This is a genomic window from Nocardioides sp. REDSEA-S30_B4 (assembly GCF_001627265.1).
GTDB lineage: Bacteria > Actinomycetota > Actinomycetes > Propionibacteriales > Nocardioidaceae > Nocardioides.
Genome location: NZ_LUPI01000074.1, coordinates 20351 through 34570, shown reverse-complemented (window position 1 = coordinate 34570; position 14220 = coordinate 20351). Strand labels below are relative to the sequence as shown.

The following is a 14220-nucleotide window of genomic DNA, read 5'->3' as shown; positions in this document are numbered from 1 at the left end:
AGATCAAGTCGATCAATGCCTCACGCGCAGCACGCGGGAACGGCTTGGTCATCAACACTCCTTCAGGAAGCGTTGCTTAGACCATATGAATCCGCGTCGAGCTGAGGGTGAGATCTCGTGCGGAGTATCCCGCCACACGCGAAGAGCCGCGGCCCCCGAGCGGGGACCGCGGCTCTCTGCGTCGTACGTCGGACCGACGGGTCAGGCCGCCGGGGTGCCCAGCAGGCCCCCGCCGAGGAGGCCACCGAGGAGGCCGCCCAGGCCGAGCAGGTCCAGGACGCCCGCGAGGCCGCCACCGGACAGGATGTCGGTGAGGGTCTGCAGCGGGTCGGCGCCGGCGGGCAGGAAGCCCAGCATCGTCCCCAGCACCTCGGCGAGCACGTCGGCCGAGCCCACGCCACCCGGGACGAGCGCACCGAGTGCGCCGAGCTGGTCCACCAGCTCGGTCAGCGCGCCGAGACCCGGCGCGGAGTCACCGCCGACGTTCCCCGCGAGATCCTGCAGGGTCGCGATGAGCTGGGCGATGGCCGCCTGGACCTGCGCCGGCGCGGTGACCGGGTCGAAGCCGCCACCGAGGCCGCCGAGCTGACCGGCCAGCTGTCCGAGCAGCGACTGCAGGTCCGTGAGCCCGTCGATGGGCAGGGAGGCCCCGCCGGGCAGGCCGCCCTGGAGCAGCTCGATGAGCGTGGCCATGGCCTCGGGGCCACCGCCGATCTCGGTGAGCTGGCCGAGCAGGCCCTGGAGCGCCGACACGACGCCCTGGACGTCCATCGCCTGCAGCGCCGCCGCCAGTGCCTCGAGCTCGGCGGTGTCGGCTCCGGGGACGCCGGCACCGATGCCGTCGAGGGCTCCCTCGAGCTGGGCGACCAGCTGGGCGAGCGCGGCCGCCAGCTCGGGCGGGAGTGCACCGGTGAGCGCGTTCAGGTCCAGCCCGTCGAGGCTGAGCTGGCCCTGCTGGACCTGCTCGAGCACCGACTCCTCGGTGACCGGCGCGGGTGCGGCGCAGGCGCGGGACTTGGCGGACTTCTTGGCCTTGACGCGCTTCTTGGCCTTGCGCACCTTCGCCGACTCGCCGGACCGCTTGGCCTTGCGGAGCTTCTTCTTGGCCTTGCTCAGGTCCTTGCGGGCCTGCTGGCACTCGGACGTGGACGCGCGGTCCGCCGAGGCGCCCGCGGCCTGGGCGCTGCCGCCCGTGATGGCCACGCCGCCGAGGGCGAGGGCCAGGGTGACGGCGCCGGTGACGACCCGGTGCCGGAGCATGCGTGAATGCATGGTGAAACGTCCTCCCATGTAGATGACCCGCGGCCCTCCCAGACCGCGGAGCCTCAGCATGGCGCCCCGCGGCACCGCGCGTTCGGAATACGTGAAGAAATGTCCGATCGGAGGACGGGGTGGTCCAGCCCGCCGGCCGGTGCCGCGGCCCGCCGCTGTGCTCCTCCTGTGAGCGAGACGACTCGTCGCGAAGGTGAGGCTCCCCTTAGCCTGGTGAGGTGACCCTCACCCCCCTCCGGCCGCTGGCCCCTGCCCGTCGAGGCGTGCGCCTCGCCCAGGACCTCGCGCGCCACGGGGAGCGGCCGGCCCTGGTCGAGGACACCGGGGTGACGTCGTACGCCGCGCTCGCGAGGCTGGTCGACGCCGCCACCGAGCGGCACGCGCTGCACGTCGCGGAGCCGCTGGTCCTGCCGGTGCGGCCGTGCCTGGAGGACGTCGTCACCTACCTGGCCTGCCTCGCCGCCGGCCGTCCGGTGCTGCTCACCGACCCCGACGCTGCGCCCGGGGCCCGCGAGCAGCTCGAGGCGCGCTTCGGTGCACGACCGGGCTCCCCGGCCCCGCACCCCGACCTGGCCCTGCTGATGTCGACCTCCGGCAGCACCGGCAGCCCGCGCCTGGTCCGGCTCTCGGCCCGGGCCGTGGACGCCAACGCCGCCGCCATCGCCGACTACCTCGGGCTGCGCCCCGACGACGTCGGGATCACCGCCCTGCCGCTGCACTACTGCTACGGCCTCTCGGTCCTGCACTCCCACCTCGTCACGGGCGCTGCGGTCGTGCTGACCCGCACCGCCGTGGTCGACCCCTGCTTCTGGGACGCCGTCGACGCGCACGGCGTCACGAGCCTGGCGGGGGTCCCGCACAGCTTCGAGATGCTCGAGGCCTCCGGCCGCGCAGACGCGCTGGCGCGTGGACGGCACACGTCACTGCGATTGCTGACCCAAGCCGGCGGGCGGATGGCCCCCGACACCGTGCGCAGCTGGGCCCAGCGCGGCGAGCGCGGCGGCTTCGACCTCTACGTGATGTACGGCCAGACCGAGGCCACCGCACGGATGGCCTACCTGCCGGCCCACCTCGCCGCCGAGCGCCCCGAGTGCGTCGGCGAGCTCGTCTACTCCGGGCCCAACGTGATGATGGGGTACGCCGAGGAGCGGGCCGACCTGGCGCGTGGCCACGACCTGGCCGAGCTGCGCACCGGCGACCTCGGCGTGCAGGACCCCGACGGCCTGTGGCGGGTCGTGGGCCGGCTCTCGCGGTTCGCGAAGGTGCTGGGCCTGCGGGTCGACCTGGACCGCGTCGAGGCCGGCCTCGCCGACCTCGGAGTGGAGGCGCTCGTCGCCGACGCCGGTGACCGCCTGGCCGTGGGGACCACCTCCGCATCGGCCGACCACGCCCGCCTCGTGAGCGACACCGCGCGGCTCGCGGGGCTCCCGGAGGCGGCCGTCACCGTCGTACCCCTCCAGGAGTGGCCGCTGCTGCCCTCCGGCAAGCCCGACCGTCAGCGCGTGGCCGCCCTGGCCCGCCGAGAGGTCGCTGACGCACGGCCGAGAGGTCGCTCGCGCACGGCCGAGACGTCACCGACGCACACCCCCATTGCCCTAGCCAGCCCTGCCTCCGTGCTGGCTGACGTCCTGGGCCGACCGGTCGCCGACACCGACTCCTTCGCCTCGCTCGGCGGTGACTCGCTGTCCTACGTCGAGGCGTCGGTCCGGCTGGAGCGGGTCCTCGGCACGCTGCCGCACGACTGGCACCTGCGCCCGGTCGGCACCCTCGCCCGAGACGCCGCTCCGCGCCGCCGCTGGTGGCGCTCCGTGGAGACCAGCACGCTGCTGCGCGCGCTGGCCGTCGTCGCGATCGTCGGCAGCCACGCCGACCTGTTCGCGGTCGTCGGCGGCGCGCACTTCCTGCTGGTGCTGGTCGGCTTCAACCTCGGCCGCTTCGCTCTGGCCTCGGCCCGGCGCGACGAGCGGGTGCGGGCGCTGCTGCGCAGCGTCGCCCGCGTGGTCGTGCCGTCGGTGCTGTGGATCGGCGGCGTCAGCCTCGTGACCGGCGCCTACCCGCTGCCGACGGTGCTGCTGGTCAACAGCCTGGTCGGCCCGGCCCGGTGGAGCGAGCCCGCCTGGTACTTCTGGTTCGTCGAGGCCCTGGTCTGGTGCCTCCTCGCCCTGGCCGCGCTGCTGGCGGTGCCGGCCCTGCACCGGCTCGACCTGCGGCACCCGTTCTGGTTCCCGGTCGGGCTCGCGGTCGCAGGCCTGGCGACCCGCTACGAGCTCGTGCTGCTGCGCGACGGCGGCACCGTCATCCACCGTCCCGAGGTCGTGTGGTGGCTGGTGGCGCTCGGCTGGGCCGCGGCGCGCGCCGGCACGACCACCCACCGGCTCGTCGTCAGCGGCCTGCTGCTCGCCACGGTGCCAGGCTTCTTCGACGACGCCCAGCGTTCGGCCGTGGTGGTGCTGGCCGCCCTCGCGCTCGTCTGGGTGCGTCGCACGCCGGTGCCGGCCGTGCTCGTGGCCCCGCTGGCCTGCGTGGCCGGTGCGTCGCTGTGGATCTACCTGACCCACTGGCAGGTCTACCCGCACCTGGAGGTCGACCACTCCTTCTGGGCCACCGCCGCCTCGCTGGTGGTCGGGGTCCTCGCCTGGCGCGCCTGGCGCCTGCTGGAGGCGCGCGTGTCGAGCCTGCGGACCCGCACCGCCACCTGAGCGGGGACGGGGGAGGGTCAGGCCGGCGGGGCGGTGAGGGCTGTGTCGCCGGAGAGCAGGACGGGCCGGGAGCCGGGGACGACGGTGACGTCGACGGCGGTGCCGACCTCGAGGCGGACCCCGTGCTGCTGCCAGGAGCGGACCGTGCGGCCCGAGGCCAGGCGGACCTCGTGGAGGACGAAGGCGCCGTGGTACTCGACGCGCTCCACGACCGCCGTCGAGCTCGCCTCCGCGCGCAGCGCGACCTCGTGGGGTCGCAGCATGACCTCGACGTGCACGTCGCTGCCACCCCAGCCCGGCACCGTCGAGACGACGCCGATCTCGCAGGTCAGCAGTGCGCGCTGGACGTGGGCCGGCAGGAAGTCGGCGTCGCCCATGAAGGTCGCGACGAAGCGGTTGGCCGGCGTCTCGTAGACCTCGGTCGGGTGCCCCACCTGCTCCACGACGCCGTCGCGCATCACCGCCAGCCGGTCGCCCAGCGACAGGGCCTCGGTCTGGTCGTGGGTGACGACCATCGCCGCGCTGCCGGTGGCGCGGATGGCGGCGAGCGTGTCGGCACGCACCTGGGCACGGAGGTTCTCGTCGAGGCTGGAGAACGGCTCGTCGAGCAGCACCAGCGACGGGCAGGGGGCCAGGGCACGGGCCAGGGCGACCCGCTGCTGCTCGCCGCCGGAGAGCTCGTGGGGGTGGCGGTCGCGCACGTGCGCCAGGCCGACCAGGTCGAGCACCTCGGCGACACGGGGGCCGCGCTGGGCGCGGGGGAGACGGTCGAGCCCGAAGGCGACGTTGGTCGCGACGTCGAGGTGGGGGAAGAGCGCGTGGTCCTGGAAGACCAGGCCGACGCGACGCTTCTCCGGCGGGACCCAGCGCGACCCGGCGACCTCGCGGCCGCCCAGCTCGACGGTGCCGGCGTCGGGTCGCTCGAGCCCGGCCGCCAGCCGCAGCAGCGTGGACTTGCCGCACCCGGAGGGGCCGATGAGCGTGAGGACCTCGCCGGCCGCGATGTCGAGGTCGACGGAGCGGACCGCGTCGTGCTCGGCGTACGACTTCGACGCGCCGCGCAGCCGCAGGGCGGGCTCGGTCGCGACGCGCGTGGCGGTCTCGGAGGTGCTCATGACGCCAGCCATCATCGCGCGTGCCTGGTCGCGGGGTTGCGGAAGGTCAGCGCGACGGGCACGACGGCCACCAGGACGATCAGCAGCGCGGGCAGTGCGGCCCGTTCCCAGAAGTTCTCCGAGGCCAGCTCGTAGACCCACACCGAGAGCGTCGTGAAGCCGAAGGGACGCAGCAGCAGCACCAGCGGCAGCTCCTTGACCGCGTCGACGATGACCAGCGTCAGCGCGACCGGCCGAGCAGCCGGCCGGGCCCGGCGCCCAGGGTCAGCGCCGAGGCGCTGACGGTGGGCGGGATGCGTGCGAAGCTCGCGTCGACGGCTTGGTACGCCGGAGCGGTGAACCGGACCACGTAGGCCAGCAGGATGCCCAGCACCGACCCGGTCACGAGGATGCCGGTGCCGTCCTCGCGGCCCAACGCCTGCAGCAGCCGGTCCGCGGCCGAGAACAGGGCCAGCACGCCGATGCCGACCACGGCGCCGGGCACCGCGTAGCCGAACGTCGTGGCCTGCGCCGCGGCGCGGACCCACGGGCCGCCCCCGAGACGCAGCGCGTGGGCGAGGACCACCGAGACGACGACGCAGGTGGCGGCCGCGATCGCCGCGACCAGCACCGAGCTGGTCAGGTGGTCGGCGAAGCGGGTGTCGGTGAAGGGGTTCTCCTCGGCGGCCGCCGAGGCCGCCCACGTGACCAGGCGCAGCACCGGGAGCCCGAAGGCGAGCGCGGCCACGGTCGCGCAGGCGCCGGTCGCCGCGACGGCCTGGCCGCCGATCAGGCGTCGCCGCTCCAGGCCCCGGCCACGGCCGCCCCGCTGGTGGTAGCGGGCGTCCCCGCGCAGGGCGCGCTCGGCGGCCAGCACGGCCACCGCGAAGAGCAGGACGAGGCTGGCCAGCGAGACCGCGGAGGCGACGTCGAAGGAGCCCTTCCAGACCAGGTAGACACCGACCGAGACGGTGCGGACGTTGAAGTACTGCACGGTCGCGAAGTCGGTGAGGACCTCCATCGTCACCAGCGCCAGGCCGGCCGCGAGGGAGGGGCGGGCCAGCGGCAGCAGGACGGTCCGGAACGCACGCGCCGGCGAGGCACCGAGCGTGCGCGCGGCGTCGTACGCCGTCGGGGCGAGGTCGCTGAGCGCCGCCCGCACCAGGAGGTAGACGTAGGGGTAGAGCGTGAGGACCAGGACGATCGTGGCGCCGCCCAGCGAGCGCACCGGCAGCGCGCCGAGGTCCTCACCCAGGACGCTGCGCAGCCCGCTCTGCACCGGCCCGGCGTAGTCGAAGGTGGAGAGGAAGACGAACCCGAGGATGTAGGCCGGCACCGCCAGCGGCAGCACCAGCAGCCACGACAGGACGCGGCGTCCCGGGAACTCGTGGACGCTGACCAGCCAGGCCAGGCCGGTGCCCAGCACGCTGGTGCCCAGGGCCACCAGCACGGTGAGCGCCAGCGTCGTGGCGACCATGCCGCCCACCCCGCCGGGCAGCTGCAGCCCGCCCTGGAGCAGCGCGCCCAGCGCCACGGCGACGACCGGGCTGGCGATGACCGCCGCCGCGACGAACACCGCCGCCGACCACCCGGGGCGACCGGCGGCGAGGAGCCGTCGGCGGGTCCGCGGACGGACCAGGCCGGGGGCGGGGACGGTCACGGTCGCCCGGGTCAGCGGTAGCCGGCGGCGTCGAGGACCTCGACGGCCTCGGCGTTGAGCGAGCCGTACGCCGAGGCGTCGACCGGCATCCGCTCGAAGCTGCCGAAGGAGGCGACCAGCGGCTCGGGCTCGACCTCGGGGTTGACCGGCAGCTCGTGGTTGCCGTCGACGAAGGCGCTCTGCCCGTCGGTGGCCAGCCACTCCAGCAGCTGCTGGGCCTCCGCGGAGGACGGGGTGCCCGCGACGACGCCGGCGCCGGAGATGTTCACGTGCGTGCCGGCGCCGTCCTGGCTGGCCCAGTAGAGGGCGACGCCGAGGTCGGGGTCCTCGTCCAGGAGCCGGGCGAGGTAGTAGTGGTTGCTGATGCCGACCTCGCAGCCGCCGGCGTCGATGGTCTCGAGCAGCTCCACGTCGTTGGACATGATCTGCACGTCGTTGGCGACCCAGCTCTCGACGATCTCCTGGGCGCGGTCGCGGCCGTGCAGGTCGATCAGGCTCGCGACGAGGCTCTGGGTGTAGGACGCGGTCTCGTCGCGCATGCAGATGCGACCCTTCCACTGCGGGTCGCCGAGCGCGGCGTAGGTGTCCTCGGCGTCCAGCTCGGAGGGGTCGACCTTCTCGGGGTCGTAGACGACGGTCCGCGCACGCATGGCCAGGCCGTACCAGCCGGCGTCGCTGTCGCGCAGGTCCTCGGGCACCGCGGCGTCGAGGACCGTGGAGTCGATGGGCTCCAGCACGCCCTGCTCGCCGGCGTTCCAGAGCATGCCGGCGTCGACGGTCATGAACACGTCGGCGGGGGTGTCGGCCCCCTCGGCCTTGAGCCGCTCGAGCAGCTCGGCGTCGTCGCCGTAGAGGAACTCCACGGTCAGGCCGGTCTCGTCGGTGAACTCCGCGAACGCCTCCTCCAGGGAGTAGTGCCGTGCGGAGTAGACCTGCAGGTCGGCCTCCTCGCCGCCGAGCAGGCCGCAGCCGGAGAGCGCGAGGGGAGCGAGCAGCGTCGTGGCCAGCGCGGGCAGGGTGCGGGCGAGGGGACGGCGCATCGGGTCACTCCAGGTCTCGGCGGGGGTCGGTCCGGGCCGCTCGGTCGCGAGCGGGGGGCCGAGGGGAAGGTTAGCCAACCCTTCGCGGCACACGAAGTCGTGACCAGCGCGCAGACCGGCCCCCGAGCCGTCCCCCGACGATCTCCGACCCATCCCGCGGGCCATCCCCTCCCCGGGAACGACCGGAGCCCCTGGCGCCGCACCCCGCGTGGGGGGCGTGGCGCCAGGGGCTCTGGCCGTGGGGTCCTCCCGACCGATGCCAGTGCGACCGGGAGGACGTCGGGTGGGGCTGGTCAGACGGCCACGGGCTCGGCGTCGGGGAGCAGGCCGTTGGCCATGCCCCAGGCGACGGCCTGGGTGCGCCGCTCCACGTCGATCTTGCGGTAGGCCTGACGGATGTAGGTCTTGATCGAGTTGATCGACAGCCCCAGCTCCTCGCCGATCTCACCGTTGGTCAGACCCTGGGTGATGAGGGTGAGGATCTCCAGCTCACGCGGGGTGAGCCGGCTGCCGGCCGGGGCCTGGGGGGTGCGGATCGGGGCGACGGGCTCGACCTTCTCGGCGGGGGTGTGCGCCGGCGGTGCGGGCACGCCGCGGCCGGACACGATGTCCTCGAGCGCCACCACGAGCTGCGCCGCCGTCATCGACTTCGACAGGTAGGGGCTGGTGGTGTCGGGGAGCTGGTCGGCCGGCGCCCAGCTGAAGACGATCGCCTGGGCCTCGGCGGCGGTCTGCAGGTTGCGCAGCATCGAGGCGCTGAAGGAGGACTGCTGCATCGGCTCGTAGAGGACGACGTCGACCTCCTCGGGGTGGGCCAGTGCGGTGCGGACGTCGACCAGACGCACGCGCTCGGTGTAGGTCGCCAGCAGCGACTCCAGGCCGGCGACGGCGAGGTCGTTGTCGTCGACCACGGTCGCCGTGAGGGGGGTCCTCTCGTTGTTCATGCTCGTCACCTCGTGTGCTTGTCGGAATCCTTGGGTGCGGCCCCGGAGGGCCACACCAGTCCTGTATCCCGTTGCTGCAGAGTTCAATCACCCCTCACCCGTTCGGGCTGACCCGACCGCACCACTTCTTGCCCATCGCCGGTGGTCCGGGCGGGCGGGGAGGGGTCGGTCCGACCGGGCCAGGAGCGGGTGGCCCGCCCGGCGGGGGCCCCGGGTGTGGTCGCCGGGTGCGGGGCCGGACCGTCCGCAGGCCCCGGTGTCCGCCCCGGTGTCGCCCTGGGTCAGCCCTCGCGGGTGGTCAGCTCGCGGGCGCGCTCGACGAGCCGCGTCGCGGCGGTGACCGGGTCGCCGGCGAGGTGCAGGGCGCCCCACTGCTCGGCGAGCTCGGCGCTCGCCCCGGCGCCGGCCAGCGCGAGTGCGGACGCCTGCGCCAAGCGGCGTACGACGGTGAGCTCGTCGTCGTCGAGGGCGAAGACCTGCGGGGTGGCGCCGGCCAGCACCACGACGTCGGGGGCGATCACGTCCATCGCGGCGCCGACCGACGCGAGCGGACTGTTGGGCCCCAGGAACCTGGTGCGCCACCCGGCGCGCTGCAGGACGACCTCGAAGGCCTTCAGTGCGATGTCGTGGGACTCCTCGGGCGGGCAGGCGAGCAGCACGGTCGGGCCGGTGCGGGTGCCGGGACCGACCGCGAGGGCGGCGAGGCGGCCGCGGACCAGGTCGCTGGCGAAGTGCTCGTCGGCGACGTCGAAGTCACCGGCCTCCCACCCGCGTCCCACGTGGGCCATGAAGGGCAGCAGGACGTCGCGGATGGCGCTCTCGACCGACACGGTGCGCAGGAGGCGGTCGAGCACCTCGTGCATGGAGCCGACGTCGTAGGCGAGCATCGCCGCCTCGAGCTCGGCGAGCGCACGCACCACGTCGAGCGAGCCGTCGGCTGACGCGGTGCCGTCGACCGCCTCCTCCTGACCCTCGGTCCAGGTGCGCTCGTTGGCCAGGATCTCCGCGGCCGCCTGGCTCGCCGGGACGCCGCGCTCGCGGGCGCGCTGCATGGCGATCGCCCGGCGCTCGTCCTCGGGCCCGTAGAGGCGGTAGCCGGCCTGGGTGCGCTGGGGGCTGAGGAGTCCGTAGCGCACCTCCCAGGCGCGCAGCAGCGTCTCGCTGACTCCCACGCGGGTGGCCAGCACGCCGATGCGCCAACGCTGCGCCGGTCCGCTGCTCATGCCCGGTGACACCCCCAGTCGAGCGGTCGTCGGGCGGGACGACCACCCCTTTGACGTTATACGAACATTGCACGAGCGGCGTACACTCGACCGAAGTCGTCCCGCCGCACACCATGCTCGGTGACGGAGCATCGCACACCTGACCCCAGACGAAGGGCGAGGCCATGTCGGACCCGCAGCCTCTCGGCAGGCTGATCGACTCCCTGGGCGTGGAGCACCGCCCCGAGGAGGGCGAGCTGGTCCTGGGGGCGGTCGTCCTGATGAAGGTGATGGAGGCCGACGGGCGCATCTCGATGCGCTCGGCGTGGTCGCCCGGCCTGAGCTGGATGGAGCGCGTGGGCATGCACCAGGCGGCCGCACGCGCCGACCTCCCGCCGCGCCCCGAGCCCGGGTGGGACACCCGCGAGCTGGACGCCGACATGGGGCGCGACGACACCGACCTCGGCTGAGTCCCGAGCTCGAGGCGGCTCGGCGGCGTGCGCTCTGCGGTCCAGCCGCCGACGCTGCTGACCTGCGGGCGACGACGCGCGACTACGCCGCGTCGGCGAGGGCGCCGCGCAGCTGGAGCAGCAGCCGCTGCAGGCAGCGGGAGACCTGGATCTGGCTCATCCCGAGCTCCAGCCCGATCTCGCGCTGGGAGAGCTCCTGGCCGAAGCGCAGCCGGAGCAGGTCGCGGTCGCGCGGCGTCAGCGTGGCCAGCAGGGGGCGCACGAGCAGGCGCGCCTCGGTGCGCTCCATCGACTCCTGCGTCTCGGGGTCGGCGACGTCGCGGACCGGGCCGGCCTCTCCGTCGGACTCCCCGCCCACGGGTGAGTCGAGGGAGACCAGGGAGAAGCAGGAGCGGGCGAGCAGGGCCTCGCGGACGACCTCGACGGACTCCTCGACCTCGGCGGCCAGCGCCGTCACCGACGTGTCGTCCACGCGGTCGAGGGCGACGCCGGAGCGTACCAGGCGGGTGTGGGCCCGCTGCACCTCGCGCGGCGGCCGGATGGTCCAGGAGTGGTCGCGGAAGTGGCGCCGGATCTCGCCGGTCATCGACGGGACGGCGTAGGCGAGCAGGTCGCGCTCGTGGGAGGGGTCGAAGGACCGGACGGCGCGGACCAGGGCGAGGTAGGCGACCTGGGTGAGGTCCTCCACCGGGATGCTGCGGCGGGCGTAGCGCCGGGCGACGGCCTCCGCGACCCGCATGTTGAGCTCCACCACGCGCTCGAGGCAGGCCTCGCGCTCGGTCTCGCTGACGCCCGGAGCGTGGGCGCGGGCCAGCAGTGCGGTGGTCTGCTCCGAACGCTCGGTGTCGGTCAGCGAGCGCGCGTCGCCGGACTCGGGGAAGTCGATGCCGGCGATGCCGGCGGTGCCGCCGATGCCGGCGGTGCCGGCGTCGTCGCGGCGGTCGTCGAGCGGGCTCGTGGTCATGGCCTCGTTCGCTCTCTGTGCGGTGGTGCGGGGTGCTGTCTGGGTCCCCCATCGGCGAGGGGTGTCATCACCTTAAGCAACCCTCTACAGACCTTGCACACTTCTCACCCTTTTGGGGCCCGGGTGGGAACCGCGGGCCGAGGTGGTCCGGACCGGGCAGAATGCGGGCCGTGGCCGGCACCCGTGCACCCTTCGGCTCCTGGCTGCTCGGCCCGGAGGGTCAGTCGCTGCGCCGGCTGCGGGTCCGGGTCCAGGTGTTCCTGACCCTCGGCATCACCGCCACCCACGCCATCGGCGCGGGCGTGGTCGTGGTCCTCACCCTCTTCGTCGTGCCGCAGCCCGGGGGTGGGCGCGACCTGCTGGTCGCGCTCGCCATCGCGGTCCCGGTCTACGTCGGCCTCGCCCTGGTCGTGGGGGTGTTGTGGGGCACGCGGGTGGCCTTCCGCAGCCTGCGGTGGGCACTGCGGGGGGAAGAGCCTTCGCCCGCGGACCGGCGCCGCTCGATGCGGGTCCCGCTGCAGCTCGCGGCGGTCTCGGCCACGCTGTGGTTCGGCGGGGTGCTGCTGTTCACCACCCTCGCACTGTGGCTGGCCCCCGCCCGTGCCCTCGGCACGGCGCCGACCGTGGCCATCGGCGGCACCGTCGTGTGCGCGGTGACCTACCTGATGGCGGAGTTCTTCCTGCGTCCGGTGTCCGCCCGCGCCCTCACCGGGTCCCCCGAGTCGCGGCCCCGCGGCCTGGGCGTCGGCGGGCGGATGCTGACCTTCTGGTTGCTGGGCACCGCCGCGCCACTCGTCGGCCTCGGGTACGCCGCGATCTCGGCGCTCGCGCAGGGCGACGTCTCCGCGGAGCGGATGGCCGTCGAGGCGCTGGCGATCTCCGCCGTGGTGCTGGTCTTCGGCCTGCTGGTGACCGTCCTCAACGCCCGGGCCGTGGTGGCGCCGCTGGTGTCGGTCCGGGCGGCCCTGGGACGCGTCCAGCGCGGCGACCTCGACCAGCGGGTCCCGGTCTACGACGCGACCGAGCTCGGGCTGCTGCAGGCCGGCTTCAACCACATGGCCGAGGGACTGGCCGAGCGCGAGCACCTGCGCGACCTCTTCGGTCGCCACGTCGGCCAGGAGGTGGCCCGTGCGGCTGCCGCGGGCGACGTGGAGCTCGGCGGGGAGACCCGGCGCGTGACGGTCCTCTTCGTCGACCTGGTCGGCTCCACCACGATCGCCGCGGATCGCTCGCCGACCGAGGTCGTGGAGCTGCTCAACGGCTTCTTCGACGTGGTGGTCGACGAGATCGCCCGGGAGGGCGGCCTGGTCAACAAGTTCATGGGTGACGCGGTGCTTGCCATCTTCGGGGCACCCGTCGACCTCCCGGACCACGCCACCCGGGGCCTGCGCGCCGCCCGCGCGATGGTCGAGCGCCTCGGCCGCGAGCACCCCGACCTCGACTGCGGTGTCGGCGTCTTCACGGGGGAGACCGTGGCCGGCAACGTCGGCACCCGGGCCCGCTTCGAGTACACCGTCATCGGGGACGCGGTGAACGCCGCGGCACGCCTGACCGAGCTCGCGAAGGACGTGGAGGGGCGGGTCCTGACGTGCGCCGAGAGCGTGGCGGAGGCCGACGAGCAGGAGGCCGCGCAGTGGCGGGCCCACGACCGGGTCACGCTGCGCGGTCGCACCGAGGAGACCGAGCTGTTCGTCCGGCGGTGACCAGCGACACGTCGGCGTCGGTGCGGGTGGTGCTGCACCTGCAGAGCCCGATCGGGACGGGACGGCTCGCGGCGATCGAGGCGGCGGCGTACCCGGTGCTGCTGACGGCGGTGGCCATCACCGCTGCCCTGGCGCTGCACGCGCTGCTGCGTCGGGTGGGCCCCGACATGCTGTTCGAGCTGCCGCGCCGCCCGGTCCGTGCCGGCCGTGCGCGGGTGCCCGGCACCGGGGGTGCGGGGCCTCAGGCGACGGTGGCCGCCAGCTCCTGAGCCCGGGGGGTGGCGCGGTGGCGCCCGGCGGGACGCTCCAGCGGGGTGAACGCCGCGTCCATGGCGAGCAGCGCCTCGAGGTGCTCGGCGACCTCACGGGCCGAGGGCCGTGCCGCCGGCTCGCGCGCGGTCATCGAGGCCAGCAGGCCGGTCCAGCCGGCGCCGAGGGACGTGGGGATGGTGGGTCCGCGGTGCACCCGCGCCCAGGCCGCCTCCTCGGCGCCGCCCTCGAACTCGCGGCGACCGGTGAGCGACTCGAGCAGCAGCAGGCCGAGCGCGTAGATGTCGACGGGGGTGCCGAGCGGCACGCCGAGAACCTGCTCGGGCGTCAGGTAGGCGATCGACCCGACGGTGTGGCCGGGGCGGCCGTGCGGGTCGGGCTCACCGGCGCGCAGCGTCACCCCCAGGTCGCACAGGCGGGCGTGGCCGCTGCTGTCGAGCAGGACGTTGGCCGGCTTCACGTCGCGGTGGACCAGGCCCTCGGAGTGGAGGTAGGCCAACGCGGACGCGAGGTCGCGGCCGACGACGGCCGCCTCGCGGGAGGAGAGGCGGCGCAGCGCGAGGGTGGCGTCGAGGTCGGGGCCGTCGACGAGCTCGAGGGCGAGGTACGGAGCGCCCGGCCCCTCCCACGCGGCGTCGAGGACCCGGACCAGCCCGGGGTGCGACAGGTGGGCCAGCAGCCGACCCTCGTCGAGGAGGCGCAGCCGGTGCTGGGCCTGGCCCTGACCGGTGCGCGGACGCTTCAGCGCGACGTCGCGCCCCAGGCGGAGGTCGTGGGCGCGGTGGACGGTGGCGGTGCCGCCGAGGGCGATGAGGTCCTCGACCCGATAGCGGCCCACGGTCTCGGGGTCACCGGCGGACTCGGGGATGTCCGGCTGGGTCATGGGGAGGTCCTCTCGCGTG

The 14220-nt window shown here is 74.5% G+C and carries 13 protein-coding genes; 4 read left to right on the top strand and 9 right to left on the bottom strand.

Going from position 1 to position 14220, the window contains the following annotated elements:
• Window positions 1-201: 201 nt before the first annotated feature.
• On the bottom strand, window positions 202-1260 hold the full coding sequence (locus tag A6R01_RS13565) for a hypothetical protein (RefSeq protein ID WP_292606750.1): 1059 nt from the start codon (window positions 1258-1260) through the stop codon (window positions 202-204).
• Between the two features lie 230 nt (window positions 1261-1490).
• On the opposite strand from A6R01_RS13565, the gene A6R01_RS13560 reads away from it, so the two are divergent.
• Window positions 1491-3971, top strand: coding sequence for a non-ribosomal peptide synthetase (locus A6R01_RS13560; RefSeq protein WP_292606748.1), 2481 nt, complete (start codon window positions 1491-1493; stop codon window positions 3969-3971).
• Window positions 3972-3988: 17 nt separating this feature from the next.
• Here the strand turns inward: A6R01_RS13560 and A6R01_RS13555 are convergent, their stop codons facing one another.
• The 6 genes from A6R01_RS13555 to A6R01_RS13530 all read right to left on the bottom strand — a co-directional run bounded on the left by A6R01_RS13555 (window position 3989) and on the right by A6R01_RS13530 (window position 9932).
• Window positions 3989-5086 (bottom strand): ABC transporter ATP-binding protein, encoded by a 1098-nt coding sequence (locus tag A6R01_RS13555; protein WP_292606746.1) that lies wholly within the window; start codon window positions 5084-5086, stop codon window positions 3989-3991.
• Between the two features lie 11 nt (window positions 5087-5097).
• Window positions 5098-5268, bottom strand: coding sequence for a hypothetical protein (locus tag A6R01_RS13550; protein ID WP_292606744.1), 171 nt, complete (start codon window positions 5266-5268; stop codon window positions 5098-5100).
• A gap of 38 nt (window positions 5269-5306) precedes the next feature.
• The gene (locus tag A6R01_RS13545; protein ID WP_292606742.1) at window positions 5307-6725 is read right to left on the bottom strand and encodes an iron ABC transporter permease; all 1419 of its coding nucleotides are present in this window, start codon (window positions 6723-6725) and stop codon (window positions 5307-5309) included.
• A gap of 11 nt (window positions 6726-6736) precedes the next feature.
• Window positions 6737-7765 carry an extracellular solute-binding protein gene (locus tag A6R01_RS13540; protein ID WP_292606740.1) on the bottom strand — a complete coding sequence of 343 codons (1029 nt, stop codon included), beginning with the start codon at window positions 7763-7765 and terminating at the stop codon, window positions 6737-6739.
• A gap of 293 nt (window positions 7766-8058) precedes the next feature.
• Window positions 8059-8709 carry a response regulator transcription factor gene (locus tag A6R01_RS13535; RefSeq protein ID WP_292606738.1) on the bottom strand — a complete coding sequence of 217 codons (651 nt, stop codon included), beginning with the start codon at window positions 8707-8709 and terminating at the stop codon, window positions 8059-8061.
• Window positions 8710-8990: 281 nt separating this feature from the next.
• Window positions 8991-9932, bottom strand: a complete 942-nt coding sequence (locus A6R01_RS13530) for a B12-binding domain-containing protein (RefSeq protein ID WP_292606736.1) — start codon at window positions 9930-9932, stop codon at window positions 8991-8993.
• Between the two features lie 164 nt (window positions 9933-10096).
• On the opposite strand from A6R01_RS13530, the gene A6R01_RS13525 reads away from it, so the two are divergent.
• Window positions 10097-10381, top strand: coding sequence for a hypothetical protein (locus tag A6R01_RS13525; protein ID WP_292606734.1), 285 nt, complete (start codon window positions 10097-10099; stop codon window positions 10379-10381).
• 82 nt (window positions 10382-10463) lie between these two features.
• Here A6R01_RS13525 and A6R01_RS13520 read toward each other — a convergent pair whose 3' ends face one another.
• The gene (locus A6R01_RS13520) at window positions 10464-11345 is read right to left on the bottom strand and encodes a sigma-70 family RNA polymerase sigma factor (RefSeq protein ID WP_292606732.1); all 882 of its coding nucleotides are present in this window, start codon (window positions 11343-11345) and stop codon (window positions 10464-10466) included.
• A 170-nt stretch (window positions 11346-11515) separates the two neighbouring features.
• Here A6R01_RS13520 and A6R01_RS13515 point away from each other — a divergent pair, with 170 nt between their 5' ends.
• Together A6R01_RS13515 and A6R01_RS13510 are read left to right on the top strand one after the other, a co-directional pair.
• The gene (locus A6R01_RS13515; RefSeq protein ID WP_292606730.1) at window positions 11516-13048 is read left to right on the top strand and encodes an adenylate/guanylate cyclase domain-containing protein; all 1533 of its coding nucleotides are present in this window, start codon (window positions 11516-11518) and stop codon (window positions 13046-13048) included.
• Window positions 13045-13317, top strand: coding sequence for a hypothetical protein (locus A6R01_RS13510; RefSeq protein WP_292606728.1), 273 nt, complete (start codon window positions 13045-13047; stop codon window positions 13315-13317). The genes A6R01_RS13515 and A6R01_RS13510 overlap by 4 nt, the downstream gene beginning before the upstream one ends.
• Here A6R01_RS13510 and A6R01_RS13505 read toward each other — a convergent pair.
• Window positions 13290-14201 carry a serine/threonine-protein kinase gene (locus A6R01_RS13505; protein ID WP_292606726.1) on the bottom strand — a complete coding sequence of 304 codons (912 nt, stop codon included), beginning with the start codon at window positions 14199-14201 and terminating at the stop codon, window positions 13290-13292. The genes A6R01_RS13510 and A6R01_RS13505 overlap by 28 nt on opposite strands.
• Between the last annotated feature and the right edge of the window lie 19 nt (window positions 14202-14220).

What these genes read in the sequence shown, in the direction of transcription:
- A6R01_RS13520 (WP_292606732.1), bottom strand. Translation starts at nt 11,345, where the DNA reads ATGACCACGAGCCCGCTCGACGACCGCCGCGACGACGCCGGCACCGCC.
- A6R01_RS13505 (WP_292606726.1), bottom strand. Translation starts at nt 14,201, where the DNA reads ATGACCCAGCCGGACATCCCCGAGTCCGCCGGTGACCCCGAGACCGTG.
- A6R01_RS13525 (WP_292606734.1), top strand. Translation starts at nt 10,097, where the DNA reads ATGTCGGACCCGCAGCCTCTCGGCAGGCTGATCGACTCCCTGGGCGTG.
- A6R01_RS13555 (WP_292606746.1), bottom strand. Translation starts at nt 5,086, where the DNA reads ATGAGCACCTCCGAGACCGCCACGCGCGTCGCGACCGAGCCCGCCCTG.
- A6R01_RS13540 (WP_292606740.1), bottom strand. Translation starts at nt 7,765, where the DNA reads ATGCGCCGTCCCCTCGCCCGCACCCTGCCCGCGCTGGCCACGACGCTG.
- A6R01_RS13535 (WP_292606738.1), bottom strand. Translation starts at nt 8,709, where the DNA reads ATGAACAACGAGAGGACCCCCCTCACGGCGACCGTGGTCGACGACAAC.
- A6R01_RS13565 (WP_292606750.1), bottom strand. Translation starts at nt 1,260, where the DNA reads ATGCTCCGGCACCGGGTCGTCACCGGCGCCGTCACCCTGGCCCTCGCC.
- A6R01_RS13530 (WP_292606736.1), bottom strand. Translation starts at nt 9,932, where the DNA reads ATGAGCAGCGGACCGGCGCAGCGTTGGCGCATCGGCGTGCTGGCCACC.